Origin of the sequence: Nitrincola nitratireducens (genome assembly GCF_000585235.1) — a bacterium.
GTDB lineage: Bacteria > Pseudomonadota > Gammaproteobacteria > Pseudomonadales > Balneatricaceae > Nitrincola > Nitrincola alkalisediminis.
This window is the reverse complement of record NZ_AONB01000004.1, coordinates 65,821-87,677: the sequence shown is the minus strand read 5'-3', so window position 1 is coordinate 87,677 and position 21,857 is coordinate 65,821. Positions and strand designations below refer to the sequence as shown.

The 21,857-nt window shown below is 46.3% G+C and carries 18 protein-coding genes and 2 pseudogenes; 17 read left to right on the top strand and 3 right to left on the bottom strand.

Annotated elements, in window-relative coordinates; translation table 11 throughout:
- The first annotated feature begins 36 nt into the window (after positions 1-36).
- From D791_RS05665 to iolB, 11 genes and pseudogenes are all read left to right on the top strand, one after another.
- On the top strand, positions 37-864 hold the full coding sequence (locus D791_RS05665) for a TIM barrel protein (protein WP_036508932.1): 828 nt from the start codon (positions 37-39) through the stop codon (positions 862-864).
- 28 nt (positions 865-892) lie between these two features.
- Positions 893-1,789 (top strand): sugar phosphate isomerase/epimerase family protein, encoded by an 897-nt coding sequence (locus tag D791_RS05660; RefSeq protein WP_036508929.1) that lies wholly within the window; start codon positions 893-895, stop codon positions 1,787-1,789.
- Between the two features lie 30 nt (positions 1,790-1,819).
- The gene (iolG, locus tag D791_RS05655; protein WP_036508926.1) at positions 1,820-2,830 is read left to right on the top strand and encodes a bifunctional inositol 2-dehydrogenase/D-chiro-inositol 1-dehydrogenase; all 1,011 of its coding nucleotides are present in this window, start codon (positions 1,820-1,822) and stop codon (positions 2,828-2,830) included.
- 102 nt (positions 2,831-2,932) lie between these two features.
- On the top strand, positions 2,933-3,370 hold the full coding sequence (locus D791_RS19540) for a hypothetical protein (protein ID WP_081763750.1): 438 nt from the start codon (positions 2,933-2,935) through the stop codon (positions 3,368-3,370).
- Between the two features lie 221 nt (positions 3,371-3,591).
- Complete coding sequence (locus D791_RS05650; RefSeq protein WP_081763749.1) at positions 3,592-5,079, top strand: methyl-accepting chemotaxis protein; 1,488 nt, start codon at positions 3,592-3,594, stop codon at positions 5,077-5,079.
- Between the two features lie 154 nt (positions 5,080-5,233).
- Positions 5,234-7,150, top strand: a complete 1,917-nt coding sequence (locus D791_RS05645; RefSeq protein ID WP_036508922.1) for a bifunctional 5-dehydro-2-deoxygluconokinase/5-dehydro-2-deoxyphosphogluconate aldolase — start codon at positions 5,234-5,236, stop codon at positions 7,148-7,150.
- A gap of 67 nt (positions 7,151-7,217) precedes the next feature.
- Positions 7,218-9,067 (top strand): annotated as a pseudogene (gene iolD, locus D791_RS05640) (3D-(3,5/4)-trihydroxycyclohexane-1,2-dione acylhydrolase (decyclizing)).
- 49 nt (positions 9,068-9,116) lie between these two features.
- Complete coding sequence (gene iolE / locus D791_RS05635; RefSeq protein WP_036508918.1) at positions 9,117-10,013, top strand: myo-inosose-2 dehydratase; 897 nt, start codon at positions 9,117-9,119, stop codon at positions 10,011-10,013.
- Positions 10,014-10,077: 64 nt separating this feature from the next.
- Positions 10,078-11,580, top strand: coding sequence for a CoA-acylating methylmalonate-semialdehyde dehydrogenase (locus D791_RS05630; RefSeq protein WP_036508916.1), 1,503 nt, complete (start codon positions 10,078-10,080; stop codon positions 11,578-11,580).
- Positions 11,581-11,705: 125 nt separating this feature from the next.
- Positions 11,706-11,903, top strand: a complete 198-nt coding sequence (locus D791_RS05625; protein WP_036508914.1) for a hypothetical protein — start codon at positions 11,706-11,708, stop codon at positions 11,901-11,903.
- 185 nt (positions 11,904-12,088) lie between these two features.
- Positions 12,089-12,882: pseudogene (gene iolB / locus D791_RS05620) on the top strand (5-deoxy-glucuronate isomerase).
- 113 nt (positions 12,883-12,995) lie between these two features.
- Here iolB and D791_RS05615 read toward each other — a convergent pair.
- From D791_RS05615 to clpS, 3 genes are read right to left on the bottom strand one after another with little or no spacing between them, the layout of a single operon-like run.
- Positions 12,996-13,874, bottom strand: coding sequence for a DMT family transporter (locus tag D791_RS05615; protein WP_036508911.1), 879 nt, complete (start codon positions 13,872-13,874; stop codon positions 12,996-12,998).
- A gap of 41 nt (positions 13,875-13,915) precedes the next feature.
- Positions 13,916-16,177 (bottom strand): ATP-dependent Clp protease ATP-binding subunit ClpA, encoded by a 2,262-nt coding sequence (clpA, locus tag D791_RS05610; protein ID WP_036508908.1) that lies wholly within the window; start codon positions 16,175-16,177, stop codon positions 13,916-13,918.
- A gap of 13 nt (positions 16,178-16,190) precedes the next feature.
- A complete protein-coding gene (gene clpS, locus D791_RS05605) occupies positions 16,191-16,526 on the bottom strand; it encodes an ATP-dependent Clp protease adapter ClpS (protein WP_425489359.1) in 336 nt (111 codons plus the stop codon).
- 258 nt (positions 16,527-16,784) lie between these two features.
- On the opposite strand from clpS, the gene D791_RS05600 reads away from it, so the two are divergent.
- The 6 genes from D791_RS05600 (at position 16,785) to D791_RS05575 (ending at position 21,850) form a co-directional block, all read left to right on the top strand.
- Complete coding sequence (locus D791_RS05600; protein ID WP_036508905.1) at positions 16,785-16,997, top strand: cold-shock protein; 213 nt, start codon at positions 16,785-16,787, stop codon at positions 16,995-16,997.
- 131 nt (positions 16,998-17,128) lie between these two features.
- Positions 17,129-17,788 (top strand): pseudouridine synthase, encoded by a 660-nt coding sequence (locus D791_RS05595; RefSeq protein ID WP_036508902.1) that lies wholly within the window; start codon positions 17,129-17,131, stop codon positions 17,786-17,788.
- A 44-nt stretch (positions 17,789-17,832) separates the two neighbouring features.
- Positions 17,833-18,948 carry a tRNA 2-thiouridine(34) synthase MnmA gene (gene mnmA, locus D791_RS05590; RefSeq protein ID WP_036508899.1) on the top strand — a complete coding sequence of 372 codons (1,116 nt, stop codon included), beginning with the start codon at positions 17,833-17,835 and terminating at the stop codon, positions 18,946-18,948.
- A 2-nt stretch (positions 18,949-18,950) separates the two neighbouring features.
- Positions 18,951-19,649 (top strand): lysogenization protein HflD, encoded by a 699-nt coding sequence (locus D791_RS05585; RefSeq protein ID WP_036508897.1) that lies wholly within the window; start codon positions 18,951-18,953, stop codon positions 19,647-19,649.
- Between the two features lie 65 nt (positions 19,650-19,714).
- A complete protein-coding gene (gene purB / locus D791_RS05580; RefSeq protein WP_036508894.1) occupies positions 19,715-21,079 on the top strand; it encodes an adenylosuccinate lyase in 1,365 nt (454 codons plus the stop codon).
- A 6-nt stretch (positions 21,080-21,085) separates the two neighbouring features.
- Positions 21,086-21,850 carry an RNA methyltransferase gene (locus D791_RS05575; RefSeq protein ID WP_051514278.1) on the top strand — a complete coding sequence of 255 codons (765 nt, stop codon included), beginning with the start codon at positions 21,086-21,088 and terminating at the stop codon, positions 21,848-21,850.
- Positions 21,851-21,857: the final 7 nt, after the last annotated feature.

Sequence of the window (21,857 nt, the reverse complement as noted above, 5' to 3'; positions counted from 1 at the left end):
ATACAAAAACTTAAACTCAACGCTGGAAAATCTATCATGCCAAACCTATCACCAAAATTTGCTCTTAATCATATGATTTGCCCACGCTTTACTGCATCTGAGCTAATACAGTCAGCAGCTACTATGGGGTTAAAGGCCGTTGAATTGCGTAATGATGTACAAAGCAACTCTGTAATTGATCTTGCTCAAGCTCGTGACCTAGGCACACTTGCTAAACGTCAGGGTATTGAAATTCTGAGTATTAACGCACTATACCCATTCAATATTTGGAATGAAGAGCGCAAGGTTCAAGCTGAAAAATTAGCATCGCTTGTTCAAGCATGTGGTGGTAGAGGTCTGGTGCTATGCCCCCTCGTCGATGCTAACAACACCGCATCTGCCGACGAAAAGCAAGCCCAGCTTAGTGAATCCTTACAAGCCTTAGCGGGTATTCTTGAAAAATATGAAATTCAAGGGTATGTCGAAGCATTGGGCTTCCCTATTTCCTCCATACGCACGAAACGTCAAATTATCGATACCATAAGTGCACTTGGTCTCAGTGAACGTTTCGGACTTGTACATGACACATTTCATCACGTCGGTGCACAAGAAAGCGAGTTTTTTGCAAAACAAACTGGCTTAGTACATATCTCCGGTGTTGAGGATCCCGAAATTTCATTTGACGACATGCTTGACTCTCATCGTTTACTGGTGGGGCCCAATGATCGTTTAAACAGTGTTGAACAAATCAAAACTCTGCTGACATCAGGTTATGACGGTTACATTTCTTTCGAGCCGTTTGCGGAGTCCGTATGGAATTTAACGGACCCCTTATCTGCAGTTCAAGCAAGTATGGATTTCATTCATGCTCAATTGAATGCCTAAGATAATCACAACACAGTAGGAGAGCACTATGAAAATTGCACTAGATCCTTACATGCACAGACATCTTTCGTTGGAAGAAACCTGTCGCTTAACTGCAGAACTTGGTTATGAACACCTAGAGCTTTCTCCTCGTGATGATTTTGTGAAATGGTGGACACGCCCTCGTGTTTACCCTGATCGGGTAAAATACTTCAAAAAAGCACTAAAAGATTACGGACTTACTCTTGCGAGTATGCAACCCATGTATCGCTGGTCTAGCCCGTATGAGGATGAGCGTTTAAATGCAGTTGAAAACTGGAAGCGAGTCATTGAAGTGGCACTTGAAATGGAATGTGAGCTTTTAATTTCCGAGTTTGGCCGAGGAGGTTCACCTGAGCGTTCTCTGGTTGACAAGCAAGGTATTCATTCGCCTGAAGCCTGTGAAAACGCCTTCTGGAAAAGCATTGACGTTCTGGTCCCTATCTTAGAACGTGAAGGCCTTACACTCAGCATCGAGCCACATCCAGAAGACTGGATAGAAACGATGGAACCCGCTGTTGACATCATTAAAACGATTAACTCAAAAGCGATCAAGTGCTCATACATTGCCCCCCATGCGTTCTACTACGGTGATGATCTAGAAACAACCTTACGAATGACACAAGGCGAGCTTGTTCATGCTCGAGTCGCTGATACTTTTAACCACAAAGCTTCTTCTGGATTGCGTTATATCGTCAACCCGCCAGGATCAAATGCGAGAGTTCATCAACATTTAGACATGGGGCAAGGCGAAATAAATTGGGATATTTTCTTTAAAACTTTACATGACATGGGCTTTGACGGCGTGTTATCGAGCTGTGTTTTTGGATGGGAAGAACGGGCCGAAACATCATCACGGTTTATGCGCGAAGAAATTCAACGTTATGTTGATAAATACTGGCAATAACAACAAAATTTTTTTCTTGGAGATACACTCATGACAGTTAGAATTGGCGTAATCGGAACCGGTATGATTGGCGAAGATCATGCAAAACGTATCAGTCAAACTCTTACAGGCGGTAAAATTGTTGCCGTTACAGATGTCAACCCTGATCAAGCAAGAGCAGTGGTTGACCGTTTAAATTTAGACGCTCAAATTTATGACAACGGTCATGACTTGATCAAAGCAGATAACGTCGATGCTGTTCTAGTCACGTCATGGGGGCCAACTCATGAAGAGTACGTACTAAGCGCTCTGGCAGCAGGTAAGTACGTATTTTGTGAAAAGCCACTTGCTCACACAGCTGATGGCTGCAAACGCATTGTCGATGCAGAGGTTGCCGGGGGAAAGCGTTTAGTGCAAGTCGGCTTCATGCGTCGATATGACAGCGGCTACTTACTCCTAAAAAATGCTATTGATAAAGGTCAGATTGGCGAGGCGTTGATGTTGCATTGTGCGCATCGGAACCCAAGCGTACCTGAAAGCTATATCACACCCATGGCAATCTATGACACGTTAATTCATGAATTGGATGTATTTCGCTGGTTGCTTGACGACGACTTTAAAACTGCACAAGTGGTCTTTCCTCGTAAAAGTCGATATTCGCACAGTCAACTAGCTGATCCACAAATCGTACTACTCGAAACCGTTAAAGGGGTTCGAATCGATGTTGAAATATTCGTTAATTGTCAGTATGGATACGACATTCAATGTTCAGTTGTTGGTGAGGAAGGTGTAATCAACTTGCCTGAACCTGAGAGTCTTTTGATGAGAAAGCAAGCGCAACTATCAAATGCTATTTTGATGGACTGGAAAAAGCGCTTTGTCGCTGCATTTGATGTAGAACTACAGATGTTTATCGATGGCGTTGCCAAAGATTCAATCACCGGCCCCACTTCTTGGGATGGCTATGCAGCCGCTGTTGCCAGCGATGTCTGTGTTCTGGCACAAACATCTGGACAAATTGAACCAATCGAGATGCCTGAACAACCTGCATTTTATCGATAGGCAACACAAGGCTCAGGGTTGGAAGTCAGCCGTGAGCCTTTTTGACTTCACCAATTCTGAATTGACCCTCCAATCTAATAATTACAATCAATGAGGTCCTACATGATTTGGAATATTCGTTTCAAAATCGCTTTAGCCGCTGGTGGATGCTTGATTTTGGCAACCAGTACGCTGGTGATGTATAGCCTTTACAAGGCTAAATCGGCGCAAGCAATCGTCAATACTCAAGTATCTGCATTGGTGGAAGCATCCGCTGTTCGCAACCTACTCGACCTTGCAACGGCTCGCGCAGGTAACATTCAATCAACGTTACAAGTTGGATTAGATGCGGCGAATGTTATGGCAATGAGTTTTCAGGTCGCACAACAAGAAGGCAGCCGCCGCGCGATGGGCAGTGATCGTGCGCGAATAAATAGCCTGCTGTCGGCAATTCTAAATGGCAATCCTGAACTCAACAGCACCTATTCCATTTGGGAGCCTCAAGCACTTGATAATCAAGATATGTTTTTCAGAGACAGCTGCATACGGGCAGTCAATTAGACACAGGCCGCTTCATTCCGTATTGGACACGTTCGAATGGACAACCCAGCGTTATACCAGCTACCGATCTTGATACAGCCGAACAACATCACAATGGGATAGCGATCAGCTATTGGTATAATCAAACACAGCATACACTGCGTCCAACCCTTCAAGACCCAGTCCCAAGTTCACAAGGTGATGTCTCCACATGGATAACACGCATATCTGTTCCCATTATCGTGAATAAGACTTTTCTAGGGATCGCAGGGACAGATTTCAATCTCACATTTATTCAGCAGTTAGTTGAAGCACTCGATAAAGAGTTATTTCAAGGTGCGGGGCAAGCAACCATCGTCAGTTATCATGGCATCGTAGTAGCAGATAGTGAAAACCCGAGCCGCATAGGTCAGAAAATCAACGAACAGGAATGGCAAGCCCTGAGACCCGCCATTCAACAAGCGAAAGCAAACGCTGAGCGCAACTTAAGTAATGGTGAATTTGAAGCGATCGTGCCCATCACACTCGCAAAGATTGAAACACCTTGGGCTCTTCTCATCAACGTACCTGAATCCGTCGTATTGGCTGAAGCCCTTGAATTAGATCAAGCACTTAGCCAAGCCAATTTAAAAAGTACATTTTGGCAAGTCATTGTGGGACTGACAGTTGCACTTGTGTCCATCCTACTTATGTGGATCAGTGCTGGCCGACTCGCAACGCCGATTAAGCGAGCAGCACTGCTCGCAGGAAGCATCCAGCAAGGCGATCTTTCGCAACGCTTAACACACACCTCTAACGATGAAATTGGCCACCTAACCCAGGCATTAAATGCAATGACCCTGAGTTTACAAGCACGTGCCGATGCTGCAGAGCGAATCGCACAAGGTGATTTAAGTGTAAAAGTGGATGTCCTCTCCCCTGTTGATCGGCTTGGAAAAGCCTTACAGAATATGATTAAGAGCCTGCATGAGCTTGTCTCTCAGGTAAAAGACAGCGCTGAGCATATTGCGCACCTCACTCAGAATGTCTCTCGCTTAAGTTATTCATTAGCTGAAGATGCCAACCACTCCGCAGCAGCTGTCACGCAAATTAGCGCCACAATGAACGAAGTCACTCATCAAACTGAAGCCAATGCGCAATATGCCAAGGAAGCTGATCGTATTTCGGCGACCTCTCGCATCTCCGCTGAGCAAGGCGATCAACTGATGCAAGAGCTCATCACCGCGATGCAAGACATCAACCAAGCAGGCGACAGCATTACCCAAATCATTAATACCATTGACGACATTGCAGGACAAACCAATCTATTGGCCCTAAACGCAGCGATTGAAGCCGCCCGCGCTGGAGAACAAGGTCGTGGCTTTGCAGTGGTCGCAGATGAAGTTCGCAATTTGGCCTCTCGTAGCGCGCGAGCAGCACAGGAGTCAGCAAGTCTTATTGAGAGCTCCTCGCAGAAGAGCCAGCGTGGAATGAATATAGTTTCTCGAACCGCAGAGTCACTTAAACAAATTGTCGAGTCAGCAAAAACGGTTTCTGAGCGGGTTGAACTCATATCTCAGTCGTCCACAGAGCAAGAGTCTGCATTGCATCATGCGAACCTTGGTGTAGAGCAGATTAGTCAAATTACAGAGCGAAACAGTCATACAGCTGAGACCTGTGCTGGTGCTGCACAGGATCTCACAAAACAGAACGAGCGTCTGCAGGCCTTAATTCAACGCTTTAAAATTTAAAAAATTGTGTCTTCAGCTTTGTCTTAACGCGTAATCAAAAACAATTAAATACATTTATTCTATCTATTGTAATTTTGGAATAATTATTCTAATCTGTCATAAGATCACTTGAAACTAGAGAAGCCAGTTCTTCCTAATACAGGATGCGAAAAATATGAATAAAAATGAAAAGCCACTGGATCTGATTTGTTTAGGCCGTGCTGCTGTTGATCTCTATGGTGAACAAATAGGCAGTCGTCTTGAAGACATGACAAGCTTTGCAAAATATCTTGGAGGTTCTTCGGGAAACATCGCGTACGGCACTGCGCGATTAGGATTAAAATCCGCTATGCTTACACGCGTGGGAAATGAGCACATGGGCCGATTTGTTCGTGAAGAACTGTCCCGCGCAGGTGTCGATGTTAGCCATGTTGTCACTGATGAAAAGCGTTTAACGGGACTCGTTATACTGGGTATTAAAGACCGCGAAACTTTCCCTTTGATTTTTTATCGAAATGACTGTGCTGACATGGCCATTGATTGTTCAGATTTCAGCCCTGAGTTTATTCAATCTGCTAAAGCACTGTTAATTACAGGAACGCACTTCTCTACTGAACAAACCTATAAAACAAGTAACACCGCGATTGAATATGCTAAAGCCGCCAATACACAGGTTATTCTGGATATCGACTATCGGCCTGTGCTGTGGGGACTCACTAATCCTGGCGATGGTGAAACCCGCTACATCTCGAGTGATGATGTCACCCAGCACTTGCAATCGATACTGCCTCATATTGATCTACTCGTTGGCACAGAAGAAGAAGTTCATATTGCCGGTGGAAGTACCAACACACTGACCGCACTTAGAAAAATTCGTGAACTAACAAATGCCACCATACTGCTTAAATTAGGTGCGGATGGGTGTACGCTTCTTCAATCAGAGATACCTGACTCTGAATCTGAATTTAGGGTGTACAGCGGGGTCAAGGTCGATGTACTCAACGTTCTAGGCGCGGGAGATGCATTTTTAAGCGGCTTCCTGCGCGGATGGTTGACGAACACCACGGTGGAGCACGCCTGTGCCTATGCAAATGCATGCGGTGCACTGGTTGTTTCTCGTCATGGTTGCGCACCAGCCATCCCAAGTGCAGAAGAACTGGACGACTACATCGCTCGCGCGCACAACATTGCTCGTCCAGATCTCGATAAGCGCTTAAACTACCTTCACCGCGTCACAACAGAGCGTCAACCAAAGGCATGGAATGACTTGTGTATCCTAGCCTTTGACCACCGCAAACAGCTGTATACGATGGCACGTGAAGAAAACGCTGATCCAGCACGCATTCCTATGCTCAAACAACTTTTAGTTAAGGCCACAGAAGTTGGCGCATCGCATATCGGCCAAAGCCAAGTGGGAGTTCTAATTGACGATACCTACGGTCAAGATGCCCTTAATGCGGTCACAGGACGCGGTTGGTGGATTGGTCGCCCTGTCGAGTTCCCAAGCTCACGTGTCATTGAGCTTGAGGGTGGGCATAACATAAGCGCAAAACTTTCAACCTGGCCGAAAGAACATATTGTCAAATGTTTAGTCTTTTACCACCCAGATGATCAGCCTCAGTTGCGACTAGCACAGGAGCGGCAAGTGATTGAGCTCTATCATGCTTGCCAAGCGACAGGACATGAACTGTTGCTTGAAATTATACCGCCCAAAAATATGCCTGAACATGATCAAGTCTATATCAATGCGATGAAGCGATTCTATAACCTAGAGGTATTTCCTGACTGGTGGAAATTACCACCACAATCACCCGATGGCTGGCAACTTATTACGCAACTCATACATTCACGTGCACCCCATTGTCGTGGAGTTGTTATGCTTGGTCTGGACGCTCCTGCTGAAGAATTAAAGCAAGGATTTTTAAACAGTGCTGGCTTTGATATCTGTAAAGGTTTTGCGGTTGGTCGTACCATTTTTAGTCAGCCCAGTCGGCTTTGGTTACGAAATGAAATTGATGATCAGGCACTCATTGATGCAGTTGTCGAAAACTATTTGCAATTAGTTTCCTACTGGAAAGCTCGTAATCAATAAGCCCTAACTTTAAGTACATGAGCCTAAAGGCATCCATGTTCATCGAACACACGAGGTGATCCGAATAATGAAAACAATCAAACTCACCATGCGCAAGCCGTTATTCGTTATATGACCGCACAAAAGGTTATTGTTGATGGCGAAATTAAGCCCCTATTTGCAGGTGTTTGGGCGATCTTTGGACATGGTAATGTCGCAGGAATTGGTGAAGCACTCTATCAAGTAAAAGATCACCTCCCAACCTATCGCGCTCACAATGAGCAAGGCATGGCACATGCTGCAATTGCTTATACCAAAACACTTAATCGTCGGCAAATGATGGCCTGTACCGCGTCGGCAGGCCCAGGCGCAGTAAACATGGTGACAGCGGCTGCCGTGGCGCATGTGAACCGCCTACCTTTGCTACTTTTACCAGGGGACACCTTTGCTACTCGCTTACCGGATCCAGTCTTGCAACAGGTCGAGAATTTTCATGACCACACCTTAACCTCCAACGATTGTTTCAAACCTGTCAGTCGTTTTTTTGATCGAATTACAAGACCGGAACAACTTTTAACATCGCTGCCGCAAGCCTTACGTGTTCTTACCGATCCCGTCGATTGTGGACCCGTAACCTTGGCCCTACCACAAGATGTTCAGGTCATGGCGTACGATTATCCTGAACATTTTTTTGCTGAACGAATTCACCATCTTCGTCGCCAGTCCCCTGATGTTAGAGAGCTAGATGAGGCCCTTCGCTTAATTAAGGCATCAAAAAAACCTTTAATCATCGCAGGAGGTGGTGTTCACTACTCTCTTGCGCTTAACGAGCTCAAGCAGTTCTGTAGTCAAAGCCAACTGCCTGTCGGCGAAACTCAAGCAGGCAAAGGTGCCTTGCCTTGGGATCACCCACAAAATATGGGCAGCATTGGTGTCACAGGTGCTGCATCCACCAATCAACTAGCGGCAGAGGCTGATTTAATTATTGCGATCGGCACACGGCTGGGTGATTTTGCATCAGGCTCCAGAGCCATGATTAACCCCGAAGCAAAGCTTCTCTGTTTGAATGTCGCTGCATTTGACGCCATAAAACACAAGGGTCAAGCCCTTGTGGGTGATGCCAAGCTAACACTTAAGCTATTAAACCACGCACTTACGGGCTGGACTGTCTCAAGCGAGTGGATTGAACGCTCTGCATTTGTAAAGCAATCTTGGGATCAAACCGTTGAAAAACTGACCGCGAACCGTCAGTCAGATCTACCCTGCGATGCAGAAGTTGTCGGTGCAGTGAATCGGGCAGCGAATGAGCAGGATATTGTGGTCTGTGCAGCAGGCGGCTTACCCGGAGAATTACAGAAACTCTGGCGCACACGATTTGATAAAGGGTATCACATGGAGTATGGCTACTCCTGTATGGGATACGAAATAGCCGGTGGTCTTGGCGTAAAAATGGCGATACCTAACTCCGAAGTCTATGTTTTAGTCGGTGATGGCTCATACCTGATGTTGAACTCGGAAATTGCTACCTCTGTTATGCTGGGTCAAAAGATCATCTTGGTTGTGCTCGATAATCGAGGGTTTGGTTGTATTCATCGCCTCCAACAGTTCTGTGGTGGCCCTGGGTTTAATAATTTACTGGAAGACTGTTTAACGATTGATGACGGTGCCCCTAAGACTGATTTTGCGGCCCATGCAGCATCTCTTGGAGCCCTATCAGAGCAAGTTTGTTCCATCTATGAGCTTGAGCAAGCACTTGAGCGTGCAAAATTAGCCACTCGCACCTATGTGATTGCAATCGATACAGACCCTCTAAATGATACCAAAGAGGGAGGGGCTTGGTGGGATGTTGCAGTACCGGAAGTTTCTCCACGCCCAGAGGTACAAAAAGCGCGCAACACATACGAGTCACACAAAGCGCGTCAATTACAAAACACATAGTCTTTTTCATAAAAATAAAATTGAACACTGAGTGTTCCTGGAGATAAGTATGAGCGTACGTTTAGGCATTAATCCTTTAACTTGGACCAATGACGACCTGCCAGAGTTAGGTGGCGACACACCTCTTGATGTTTGTCTCAGTGAAGGCAAACAAGCGGGCTTTAGCGGCTTTGAGCTAGGGCATAAGTTTCCACGCACCCCTGAAGCCTTAGGGCCTATTTTAGACTCACATAAACTCAGCTTGGTATCCGGTTGGTTTAGTGGTGAATTACTCATGCGTACAGCAGAAGATGAAATAGCAGCAATCGCTTCACATCTTAATCTTCTTAAAGCTTTGGGCTCGAAGGTCATGGTGTATTGTGAAGTGACCGACTGCGTTCATGGTCAGCGTGAAACCCCCTTATCCCACTCTCCCCGCATGACAGAGTCTCAGTGGGAAGTATTTATATTACGCCTCAACAAACTGGCAGATGACTGTTACAAAAAAGGCGTGCAACTGGCTTACCATCACCACATGGGGACAGTCATCGAAACCGAAGCGGATATTCGTCGCTTAATGGCTGAAACAAACCCTTCACTGGGGTTGCTACTTGATACTGGTCATTTAACCTTTGCGGGCGGTGACCCGATTGCTGTGCAGCGTGATTTTGCGGACCGCATCGTTCACGTTCATTGTAAAGACATACGCCCCAGTGTTATGGCCGATGCTAAAAATCGTGATTTGAGTTTTCTAAACGCTGTATTAAATGGCGTATTTACAGTTCCGGGTGATGGCTTTATCGATTACGTTACCTTGTTCAAAGGCCTTAAAGCCAGCGACTACTCTGGATGGCTCGTTGTTGAAGCAGAGCAAGACCCTTCTGTTGCTCACCCTTTGACCTATGCCACATTGGGTCATAAAAATCTGATGGCTTTTTGCGCTGAAGCTCAGTTAGACGTCATTTAAACCAAGGTAACGTAAATGGGAGTCGCCTATTTCGCTCTCCCTTTAACCCGAATAGGAAACCCTTATGACAGTTTTAGGAAATTATATTGATGGCCAACGTGTTGCCAGCCAAAGTGGTCGCGAAGCAACCGTATACAACCCCGCCACTGGGGAGGCCATCGGCAAAGTCGCCTTATCCAGCGCGGATGAAACACGTGCCGCGATAGCCTCGGCACAAACAGCCTTTGAAAGCTGGAAAAAGGTGAGTCCGTTAAAAAGAGCCAGAATTTTATTTAAATTTAAATCGTTGCTAGAAGCCAACGAAAGCAAAATAGCGGCTGCAATCTCGCAAGAACATGGCAAGGTTTTCTCAGATGCTGTTGGTGAGCTCACGCGAGGCCTAGAAGTCGTCGAATTTGCCTGCGGTATCCCTCACCTACTTAAAGGTGAGCATTCATTGAATGTAGGCTCGGGAGTCGACAGCTACTCGCTGATGCAACCCCTTGGCGTATGCGCAGGTATTTCACCGTTTAATTTCCCAGCGATGGTGCCGATGTGGATGTTCCCGATTGCGATTGCTTGCGGCAATACCTTCGTGATGAAACCCTCTGAAAAAGATCCCACCGTACCTGTTTTATTGGCAGAGCTTTTATCTGAAGCAGGCTTACCAAAGGGTGTTTTTAATATCGTTAATGGTGATAAAGAATCCGTTGACGTGCTTTTAATGGATGAGCGTATTCAGGCCGTCAGTTTTGTTGGATCGACCCCTATTGCCGAGTACATTTACGCCACAGCGTCTGCTGCAGGTAAGCGTGTACAAGCCTTAGGTGGCGCGAAAAATCATATGGTGGTCATGCCTGATGCAGATCCTGAGCAAGTCGTTAATTCGCTAATGGGAGCGGCGTATGGCTCTGCAGGTGAGCGCTGCATGGCCATTTCAGTGGCTGTTTGTGTTGGCGACGAAGTCGCGGACCGTCTGGTTAACGATCTAACGCAAGCCATAGCCGATATGCAAGTAGGTCCTGGTACTGGGCAAGCGGTTGAACCCCACATGGGCCCATTAGTCACGCGTGAACATGCTGACAAAGTCTTAGACTATATCAACACTGGTGTGAATGAAGGGGCAACGCTTGTCGTAGATGGCCGCGAATTTATTTGCAAGGGCCATGAAACTGGTTTTTTTGTGGGCCCAACCTTATTCGATCACGTTATGCCCGGCATGCGAGTCTATGAAGAAGAAATCTTCGGCCCTGTCCTCTGCGTTGTTCGCGTAAATACTTATCAAGAAGCTGTTAAATTGGTTAACAGTCATGAGTATGGCAACGGCACCGCAATCTTTACCCGAGATGGTGATACTGCTCGCCAATACTCAGAAGACATTCAAGTCGGCATGGTTGGAATCAATGTTCCCATTCCTGTCCCCATGGCCTTCCACAGTTTTGGCGGCTGGAAACGCTCACTGTTTGGTCCACTGCACATGCACGGTCCTGATGGTGTACGTTTTTATACTCGTATGAAAACCATCACTGCACGCTGGCCTACGGGTATTCGAGCGGGGGCTGAGTTTTCAATGCCGACGATGAAGTAACCCTTTCCCTATTCACTGATGTGTCGCTTCTTGGGTGTAGCAATGCACCCTTTTTTTGTTTTTAAGCCTATAAATTGGTTAAGATGTTCTTTTAATTTAAGTCGCTAACAAGAGATCATGAAACCATGAATCAACGAGATGTCGATTTTTTTCGTCCAAAGCATCGCCGCGTTGTCGCTGTTATTGTTTGCTTGCTGTGGACAGTGTTTGAGTGGGCAACGGGGGCTCCCTTCTGGGGAATGATTGCAGGGGGTGTCACTATTTACGCCTACTGGAGCTTTTTTCATACCTATGATGAGCATGACTCTTCACCGGATCAATAAATGGCCCTGATCAACAGGTAGCAGAAGCCTACCTGCTTTATCGACAATAAAATGAAATACAAAACCACACTTAAAAGAATTTTTATTCCTTTTTTATTTTTTGTGGAAATTTCATTTCTTTTTAGCCATACTCTTTACATACCACGAATACCAAGAATAAAAATCAAGTATCGTTAGGAGATCTCATGTCATTTTTACACTCAAAATCCAGTCTTAATCAGGAGACTGGCTGCATTCAACACATTTCACCTGCTTCAGCCAATTGGCAATATGTCGGCTTTGAGGTATACGAATTACCACCCGGTGCCATCCTTTCTCAAGCCACTGAAGATCAAGAAGTCTGTGTTGTGATCGTGACGGGTAAAGCAGATATCAAGACTCAGCATGAGGAATGGACAGGCTTAGGTCAGCGTGAAAGCGTGTTTGAAAAACAAGCGCCTTATAGTGTCTATGTTCCTCCTAAAGATCAGTTTCAAGTCACCGCTGTGACACAACTCGAAGTGGCCATTAGCAAAGCCCCCGCTGAAGGACTCTACCCTGCACGGTTAATTTCACCCGACGATACCCAATATGAAGTCCGTGGTGAAGGAACAAACCAACGCTACGTCTGCAATATTTTGTTTGGCAATATGGCCGCTGAAAAACTGCTCGTATGTGAAGTTATCACCCCCAACGGACATTGGTCTAGCTACCCTCCCCATAAACACGATCAAGACGCAGCCCCTAAAGAGACGCAATTAGAAGAAACCTATTACCACCGCATCAACCTCCTCAGGGCTTTGCATTTCAACGTGTGTACACAGATGACAGAAGCTTGGATGAAACCATTACTGTTGAGGATAAAAGTGTGGTGATGGTACCAAAAGGCTATCACCCAGTTGGGGCGCCCTATGGTTATGATTTGTATTATCTAAATACCATGCAGGGCCCAGTCGTAATTGGATCTTTCAGAATGATCCTGACCATGAATGGATTTTAAAACGCTGAAGCTGGCCCAAGATTAAGACTGCATCATTTGGTTAACAACCCCTTCTATAAAAAGAAATAGCCAAGGAATAAAATCGCTCTTATCCCTTGCTAACACGCCATCCCTTATGAAGCCGGTCGTCCCAACAACAATCGCCAACGACTGACCAGCAATGCACTGAAAATCAAACAGCAGCCTAACAGCTGTATCCCCGTCATCGATTCAGCAAACCAATAAACGCCTAAGATTGAGGCCCATACTGGCTCCAGTGTCATAATCACAGCCGCATGACTGACAGGCGCCATGCCCTGAGCTTTCACCTGAATGAAAAATCGCATACAGGTGCCAATCAAGATACTCGCCGCGAGCCAACCCAATAAGGATTGACTAGGCCAACTGGGAGCAGACTCAAAGGCCAAGGATCCCAGCAAGCCAATTATCCCCGTTACCGACAACTGAATAGCCGTCAATGGCCAAACCGGGAGCTTGGCAGCAAAACGACTGTTCAAGTTAAAGTGTAACGAGAAAAGCAGCGCCGACGCCAAAAAGAATAGATCCGATGTCGACAAGGAAAAGCCGCCTTCAATGCGCAGAAAAACCAAGCCAACCAGCGCAATACCCATTGCCACCCAGGTACTGCGAGCGGCCTTTTCGCCAAACAGGAGGCGTCCAACAATCGGTATAAATACGACGGCTAAACTGGTCAGAAAAGCCCCGACTCCCATGTTATCGGCAAAGAACAAGCCCATAATCCAAAACATCATGGCAATCCCCATGACGCAACCTGTCAAGAGCGCTCTTCGCCAAGCTTGAGGTGAGAAGGTACGCAAGCGACTCCATCCAGGAATCGCTAACAAAAGACCTGCACCTAAAAAACGAACACCGATAAAAAACAATGGCTCCATGCCATTTAACGCTTCACGTGAGAATACCCAACTGATTGCTGCCAGCAAGGTTACCAAGACTAGCAGCAAATCAGAGCGTATTGATTGATGTGTGACCATGTATGCCCTTACGGCGACTCCCTAAAGGTCTGTCTTTGGAATTACGCTTCCGCCATTTCACAGGTTAAACAAATTTCAGAATCACAGACATCGATGTGAACTTCCCCACCTCCTTCCGACAATTCACCAAACAAAATCATTTCAGCCAACGGTTTTTTGATTTTTTCCTGGATCAAACGACGCATAGGACGAGCGCCCATTTTGTCATCGTAGCCATGCTCTGCCAGCCAACTGCGAGCCGCTTCGGACACATCCAGCACCACCGCTTTGTCATCCAACTGCGCCTGCAACTCTGTTAAGAATTTATCCACCACACCCTTAATAATATCCAAGGATAATGGCTTGAATTGCACAACAGCATCTAAGCGATTACGGAACTCAGGGCTAAACAGACGCTTAATGGCTTCCATGGCATCCGTCGCATGGTCTTGTTTGCTAAAACCAATGGATGGACGTCCCATGGCCTCAGCTCCAGCATTAGTGGTCATGACTAACACCACATTTCTGAAGTCTGCTTTACGGCCATTATTATCCGTCAAGGTACCGTTATCCATCACTTGAAGCAGGATATTGAAGACTTCCGGATGCGCCTTTTCAATTTCATCTAACAACAACACACAATGCGGTGTTTTGGTAATGGCTTCGGTCAGCAAACCACCTTGGTCAAAACCGACATATCCTGGCGGTGCACCAATCAAGCGCGATACGGTATGTCGTTCCATGTACTCAGACATATCAAAACGAACCAACTCAATGCCTAAAATACGCGCCAACTGGGATGTGACTTCCGTTTTACCGACGCCTGTTGGACCTGCAAACAGGAAGGAACCCACTGGCTTATTGGGCTCTTTTAAGCCAGCACGAGACAACTTGATCGCGGCCGACAGCGTATCAATGGCCTCATCTTGACCGAGCACCACCATTTTAAGGTTGCTATCCAGCTTTTTAAGCTGATCCTTATCAGAAGCTGAGACACTTTTTGGCGGAATGCGCGCTATTTTTGCCACAATCGCTTCGATTTCAGGAACATCAATCACTTTCTTGCGATTTTCGGGCTTCTGCAAACGTTGATAGGCACCGCTCTCATCAATCACATCAATCGCTTTGTCTGGCATATGCTTGTCATTGATATAACGATCTGCCAATTCCGCAGCCGATTTTAGGGCAGCATCGGTGTACTCAACCTCATGATGTTCTTCAAAACGTGAGCGTAAGCCCTTGAGTATTTGATAAGTATCTGCAACGCTAGGCTCAAGAACATCCACTTTTTGGAAGCGTCGAGCTAACGCACGATCTTTTTCAAAAATGCCCCTAAACTCTTGGAACGTCGTTGAGCCTATGCAACGTATTTCTCCAGAACTCAGCAAAGGTTTGAGTAAATTGGACGCATCCATCGAACCACCGGACGCCGCACCTGCACCAATAATGGTGTGAATTTCATCAATAAACAGAATCGATTTAGGTTGATGACGAATTTCATTCAACAAGTTCTTCAGGCGCTTTTCAAAATCACCGCGGTATTTTGTACCGGCTAACAACGCCCCTAAATCCAGTGAGTAAACAACACTGTCTGCAATGATATCTGGCACTTGCTTTTCAACAACAAGCTTTGCTAAACCTTCAGCAATCGCTGTTTTGCCCACGCCCGCCTCACCCACTAATAAGGGGTTATTTTTACGACGGCGCGACAGTATCTGAACAACTCGTTCTACTTCATGATCACGCCCCACAAGAGGATCAATCCGTCCCAAAATGGCTTGCTGGTTTAAGTTGACGGCATAGAGTGATAAAGCGCTCTGGCCCTTTTCAGCCCCTTCATTGCCTTCAGACTCGTCGTTATTACGCTGTTCAGACGGCTCATTGCCACCTACCTTAGAGATGCCGTGGGAAATAAAGTTAACAATATCCAAGCGTTCGATACCCTGCTGCTGTAACACATACACAGCATGGCTTTCTTGCTCGCTAAAAATCGCCACCAGCACATTGGCGCCGTTAACATCTGACTTACCCGATGACTGCACATGGAAAACAGCTCGCTGCAACACTCTCTGAAAACCAAGCGTGGGTTGCGTTTCCATCGAGGCAAAAGTATCAGACAAAATTGGGGTGGTTTCATCAATAAAGTTTTGCAACTGACTGCGCAGACGTGGGAAATCAGCCCCACACGCCATCAAGACCTCTGCTGCCTCACGATTGTCCAGTAACGCCAGTAGCAGATGTTCAACCGTCATAAACTCATGACGCTTATCTCTTGCCGCCCGAAAGGCAGCGCTCAATGAATCTTCCAGTTCACGATTTAACATGACGGCTACCTCTCTAGACCTGCTCTACTTGACATAATAAAGGATGTTTGTTGGCTTGAGCGTATTGGGTCACCTGTGCCGCTTTAGTCTCGGCAACATCACGTGTATAAACCCCACAAACTCCCTTGCCTTGCTGATGAACGGCCAACATGATTTGAGTGGCTTTTTCTTCATCAAGATTGAAAAATACCATAAGCACCTCGACCACAAAGTCCATAGGTGTGTAGTCATCATTTAACAACACCACCTTGTACATGGGTGGCTTCTTCAGTTTAGGCTTAGTTTCCGCCGTTGCCAATTGACCATCAGAATGTTGGTCAAACATATCTCCATCATCTTGGTGTGCCATTACATTTTCCATCTTACTATCGTTATGCATATCACACTCAAAGTCATCATTAAACATAAAATTTGGACTTAGTTCTTTTGTTGGATATCTTTTACGTAATATAATTCAACTCGCAGGAGTGGTATTTAGTATCAGCAGTCCCTGCATGGATGTAAAGACACGTATCCAGTTTCTTTTGAATCTGTCACGGCTTACGTGTTAAATGTTGAGTTCAGGTCAATTATAGGCCTGAAAAAAAGGGATATTGGGGAGCGAGTTATGAAGACAGGTAAGGTCAAGTGGTTTAACAATTCAAAAGGATATGGTTTTATCCTTTCAGAATCCTGCGATGAAGAATTGTTTGCGCACTTTTCTGCAATTTTATCAGATGGTTATAAAAGTCTGAAAGCTGGGCAAGACGTCCAGTTCGAAACTAAGGAGGGCCCAAAGGGATTGCATGCCATCAATATTCGTCTCTTAGAATCTCAGTAATCAGTTCGCTTTTATGAGATAGCAAACACAAAATTCAGTCCTATTTATTTATTAATAGGACTTGATGGTTGTATGTGTTTGCCACATTGCTTACCCTAAGGCATTGTCTTAAGCCATTTGTTTGTGTTGCCATGTCTAAAATTCTTTTATTCAACAAGCCATATCAGGTTTTAAGTTGCTTTACGGATCCAGAAGGACGGTCTACCCTATCCGACTTTATTCCGGTTCCAAATGTATATGCAGCCGGACGTTTGGACTTCGACTCTGAGGGTTTGCTGTTACTCACTCAAGATGGCGCATTGCAGCAGAAGCTCACCCATCCTCGCTTCAAACTGCCTAAAACCTATTGGGTGCAGGTTGAAGGCATACCCGACGACACAGCACTTGAGCAACTGCGTAAAGGTATCATGTTAAAAGACGGCCTAACCCTCCCGGCCGAAGCCCGCGTCCTGCCTGATCCTAACCTTTGGCCACGCAATCCGCCTATTCGTGAACGCAAACATCTGCCGACTACTTGGATCGAGTTGATTATTCATGAAGGCCGAAATCGACAAGTAAGACGTATGACGGCCGCCGTTGGCTTTCCAACGCTCAGACTCATTCGCTATGCAATAGGCCCCTGGACGCTGGCACATCTTCAACCGGGTCAGTGGCTCACGACTCAAGTCAACCTGCCCGCTTCAGAACCTAAACACACTAAAACAGCAGCACGCACAAAACGTCCTCCACCCCGCTCACCTAGCACAGTCTCCCCTAAAAGCACTAAGAAGCAGAGCACACCCGGAAAATAACTGGTATAATATTCGCTTTATTTTGATAAAGATTACGGCGAGAAATGACTGATCTTTCACACACCAAAGTGATTGTGGGTATGTCTGGAGGTGTCGACTCTTCAGTTTCGGCTTTGTTGTTGATGCAGCAAGGCTATCAGGTCGAAGGCCTGTTTATGAAAAACTGGGACGAGGACGACGGTACCGAGTACTGTACGGCTAAAGACGATCTAGCCGATGCTCAGGCTGTTTGTAACACACTTGGCATACCCCTTCATACGGCTAATTTTGCGGCAGAGTACTGGGATAACGTCTTTGAACATTTTTTAGCTGAATATAAAGCGGGGCGTACACCCAACCCCGATATTTTATGTAACCGCGAAATCAAGTTTAAAGCTTTTCTGGAGTACGCCCAATTTTTGGGAGCGGATTTAATCGCCACCGGTCATTATGTTCGTCGTGCAGATATCAATGATCGCACCTACCTCCTTAAAGGACTCGATGGCAATAAAGATCAGAGCTACTTTTTGCATTTAGTTGGTGAAGAACAACTCAGACTCAGCCTTTTTCCAGTTGGAGAACTCGATAAGTCAGACGTTCGTGCCTTGGCCGAGCAACACGGTCTCATTACACACAATAAAAAAGACAGCACAGGTATCTGCTTCATCGGTGAGCGTCGCTTCAAAGATTTTCTTCAGCAGTACTTACCGGCCCAACCGGGTAAAATTGAAACACCCGAAGGGATTGTCATCGGTGAACATACAGGGCTGATGTACTACACCATCGGTCAACGCCAAGGACTGGGTATTGGTGGCCTGAAAGACTTCTCGGAGGAACCCTGGTTCACCTGCAATAAAGACTTGGATCGCAACGTATTAATTGCCGTACAAGGCCAACAGCATTCGCTACTTTACTCCGAATGGCTGACCTGCAGTGATATTTTCTGGATTAACGGCCCTGAAATAGAATTGCCTTTGCGCTGCAAAGCAAAGGTTCGTTATCGCCAATCGGATCAGGCTTGCCTGATCGAACAACAAGAAAACGGTTCATTTTTAGTTACATTCGATGAACCGCAACGCGCTGTCACGCCAGGACAATCTGTCGTGTTTTATCGGGATGATACCTGCTTAGGCGGCGCTGTTATTGAAACCACTAGTCGTAGTTTAAGTAGGGTCAGCTAAGCATGTCACGACAGCATGATGAACAAGTAATTGCGCTTGCCGGTGTTTTTCAAGCCGCCAATCTCGTTAGCCAAATCGCTCGCCGCGGAATGGTGCCACAGAACAGCTTTGAAACCAGCATCGCAAGTTTATTTATCACCAATCCTGACCTAACCGAAGATATTTTTGGTGGCGTCAGAGATATTCCGTTTAACTTAAGCGTCGGCCTTCGCTCTTTGCAAGAGCTGTGCGATAAACAAAAATCAGAACAAAATGCCGATATGATGCGTTACGCGCTCAGTGCGATTCATCTAGAGCGTAAATTAAATGATCGTCCAGATATGCTGCAAACCATTGGCCAGCGCCTTGAAGGTTTGCAAACAAAAGCACGCTATTTTAACCCTGATTTATCCGAACCGTCTGAAAATGAGCTTGATCAGGGTGCGTCGTTTAATCCATCCCAATACACACACAGCAATGTCATTGCGGGCCTTGCCTCTCTGTACCAGGACACACTGAGCACCTTTAGTTTTCGTGTGCAAGTTGGCGGTGATCCAAGACACCTGCAGAATCCTGACAATGCCGCTAAAATTCGTGCGTTATTGTTAGCCTCTGTGCGTGCAGCCATGCTGTGGCGTCAGGTCGGTGGAAAACGCTGGCATTTGTTTTTCTTTAAATCCCGTGTGCGTCCTTCTTTAAAAAGAATTATGGCTAAGCACTAATCCTTTACTGATTAGCCTTACCCGCACAAAGACTTTATAACTGTTAAGTAAGTGAGATCGTATTCATGGAGCTTTCTGCCCTCACCGCTATATCCCCTGTCGATGGTCGCTACGGTAGCAAAACCGCAGACCTACGTTCATTTTTCAGCGAATATGGCCTGATCCGCTTTCGTGTCGAAGTGGAAATCCGTTGGTTACAACAACTCGCGGCTCATCCTCAAATCGATGAAGTCCCGAGCTTAAGCCAAGATGCAAACACGCTACTAAACCAGATTGTCAGCGACTTCAATGAAACAGACGCTGCTCGCATCAAAGCGATTGAAAGCCGTACCAACCATGACGTCAAAGCGGTTGAATACTTCATTAAAGAAAAAATCAGTGACAACGCCGAACTCAATAGCATCACCGAGTTTGTGCATTTTGCCTGCACCTCGGAAGACATCAACAACCTCTCTCACGCCCTGATGCTTAAAAATGGCACGGCGTTGTTGTTGGATCAAATGCGCGCGGTGACCGAAGCAATCGTCAAGTTGGCTCACCAGCATGCCGAACTGCCCATGCTGTCACGTACTCACGGTCAAACGGCGTCCCCTACCACCGTTGGTAAAGAAATGGCCAACGTCGCCTATCGCTTACAACGCCAAATTAAGCAGATCGAAGCGGTTGAGTTTCTGGGTAAAATCAATGGCGCAGTTGGCAACTACAACGCCCACCTGAGCGCTTACCCGAGCATCGATTGGGCCGCCAATGCAAAAGGCTTTATCGAGGGTCTAGGCTTATCCTTTAACCCTTTTACCACTCAAATCGAACCCCACGATTACATTGCAGAACTCTTTGATGCAGTTTGCCGTTTCAACACGATCTTAATTGATTTTGATCGTGATGTGTGGGGCTACATTTCGCTTGGCTACTTCAAGCAAAAAACCGTCGCTGGTGAAGTGGGTTCATCCACCATGCCCCATAAAGTGAATCCAATAGACTTTGAAAACTCAGAAGGCAACTTAGGTATCGCCAACGCGATCATGCAGCATTTGGCACAAAAACTGCCAGTTTCAAGATGGCAGCGTGACCTAACCGACTCAACCGTGTTGCGCAACTTAGGTGTGGGCTTTGGTCACAGTTTAATTGCCTATCAAGCCAGCTTAAAAGGCATCTCAAAACTCGAAGCCAATCCGCAGCGCTTGCACGAAGATTTAGACAATGCGTGGGAAGTGTTAGCTGAACCCATCCAAACCGTCATGCGTCGCTATGCAATTGAAGAGCCGTATGAAAAGCTCAAAGACCTGACACGCGGCCAAGCCATGACACGTGACACCCTGCAAGCCTTTATTGCGACGCTTGAAATTCCAGACTCAGCCAAAACTGAGCTGTTGGCATTGACCCCAAGTACATATATTGGCAACGCGATCTCGCAAGCAAAAGGAATCTAAGCGGCTATGCTGGACAACATCCGTATCGTTCTTGTTGAAACCTTTCATCCAGGTAACATAGGTGCGGTTGCCCGTGCGATGAAAAACATGGGCTTAAGCCAGCTGTATTTGGTCCAGCCTCGGGTCTTTCCAGACCCTGAGGCCACCTCCCGAGCAGCCGGAGCGAAAGATTTGCTGGAGTCCGCACAGGTCGTAAGCTGCCTCGATGAAGCCATCGCTGACTGCCAGTTGATTGTGGGCACCAGCGCGCGCGAACGCACTTTCAATCTTCCCTTACTCGATTTAGAAACGGCGGCAACACTGATTCATCAAGAGGCGCACTCTGGACAAATCGCAATACTGTTTGGCCGAGAGACAATGGGCTTAAACAATGCAGAAATGCTGGCATGCAATCGCCATCTGTATATCGATGCCAATCCCGAGTATCCCGTTTTAAATATAGCTCAGGCTGTTCAACTTGTTTGCTATGAACTATTTAAAACCTACAAAACACCGAGACAAGCTTCAATTGACGAGACCCCCTATGCACGTCAATCGGAGATGGTGTTGTTCTACGAGCACCTGGAAAAGGTGCTGCGGCAAACGCAATTCATTATTCCTCAGCACGAGGGCCGCGTTCTCGATAAGATTAAGCGCTATTTTAATCGCTCTCGTCCCGAACGTACCGAGCTCAGTATTCTCAGAGGTATTTTGAATTCGGTTGAAGAGAGCCTAGAGCGCAATCAACGCCCTTCGCACTCATCGCATTCAAACGACGATCAAGCCTCTTAACCCTGTC

What these genes read in the sequence shown, in the direction of transcription:
- D791_RS05665 (WP_036508932.1), top strand. Translation starts at nt 37, where the DNA reads ATGCCAAACCTATCACCAAAATTTGCTCTTAATCATATGATTTGCCCA.
- D791_RS05660 (WP_036508929.1), top strand. Translation starts at nt 893, where the DNA reads ATGAAAATTGCACTAGATCCTTACATGCACAGACATCTTTCGTTGGAA.
- iolG (WP_036508926.1), top strand. Translation starts at nt 1,820, where the DNA reads ATGACAGTTAGAATTGGCGTAATCGGAACCGGTATGATTGGCGAAGAT.
- D791_RS19540 (WP_081763750.1), top strand. Translation starts at nt 2,933, where the DNA reads ATGATTTGGAATATTCGTTTCAAAATCGCTTTAGCCGCTGGTGGATGC.
- D791_RS05645 (WP_036508922.1), top strand. Translation starts at nt 5,234, where the DNA reads ATGAATAAAAATGAAAAGCCACTGGATCTGATTTGTTTAGGCCGTGCT.
- iolE (WP_036508918.1), top strand. Translation starts at nt 9,117, where the DNA reads ATGAGCGTACGTTTAGGCATTAATCCTTTAACTTGGACCAATGACGAC.
- D791_RS05630 (WP_036508916.1), top strand. Translation starts at nt 10,078, where the DNA reads ATGACAGTTTTAGGAAATTATATTGATGGCCAACGTGTTGCCAGCCAA.
- D791_RS05625 (WP_036508914.1), top strand. Translation starts at nt 11,706, where the DNA reads ATGAATCAACGAGATGTCGATTTTTTTCGTCCAAAGCATCGCCGCGTT.
- D791_RS05615 (WP_036508911.1), bottom strand. Translation starts at nt 13,874, where the DNA reads ATGGTCACACATCAATCAATACGCTCTGATTTGCTGCTAGTCTTGGTA.
- clpA (WP_036508908.1), bottom strand. Translation starts at nt 16,177, where the DNA reads ATGTTAAATCGTGAACTGGAAGATTCATTGAGCGCTGCCTTTCGGGCG.
- clpS (WP_425489359.1), bottom strand. Translation starts at nt 16,526, where the DNA reads ATGGCACACCAAGATGATGGAGATATGTTTGACCAACATTCTGATGGT.
- D791_RS05600 (WP_036508905.1), top strand. Translation starts at nt 16,785, where the DNA reads ATGAAGACAGGTAAGGTCAAGTGGTTTAACAATTCAAAAGGATATGGT.
- D791_RS05595 (WP_036508902.1), top strand. Translation starts at nt 17,129, where the DNA reads ATGTCTAAAATTCTTTTATTCAACAAGCCATATCAGGTTTTAAGTTGC.
- mnmA (WP_036508899.1), top strand. Translation starts at nt 17,833, where the DNA reads ATGACTGATCTTTCACACACCAAAGTGATTGTGGGTATGTCTGGAGGT.
- D791_RS05585 (WP_036508897.1), top strand. Translation starts at nt 18,951, where the DNA reads ATGTCACGACAGCATGATGAACAAGTAATTGCGCTTGCCGGTGTTTTT.
- purB (WP_036508894.1), top strand. Translation starts at nt 19,715, where the DNA reads ATGGAGCTTTCTGCCCTCACCGCTATATCCCCTGTCGATGGTCGCTAC.
- D791_RS05575 (WP_051514278.1), top strand. Translation starts at nt 21,086, where the DNA reads ATGCTGGACAACATCCGTATCGTTCTTGTTGAAACCTTTCATCCAGGT.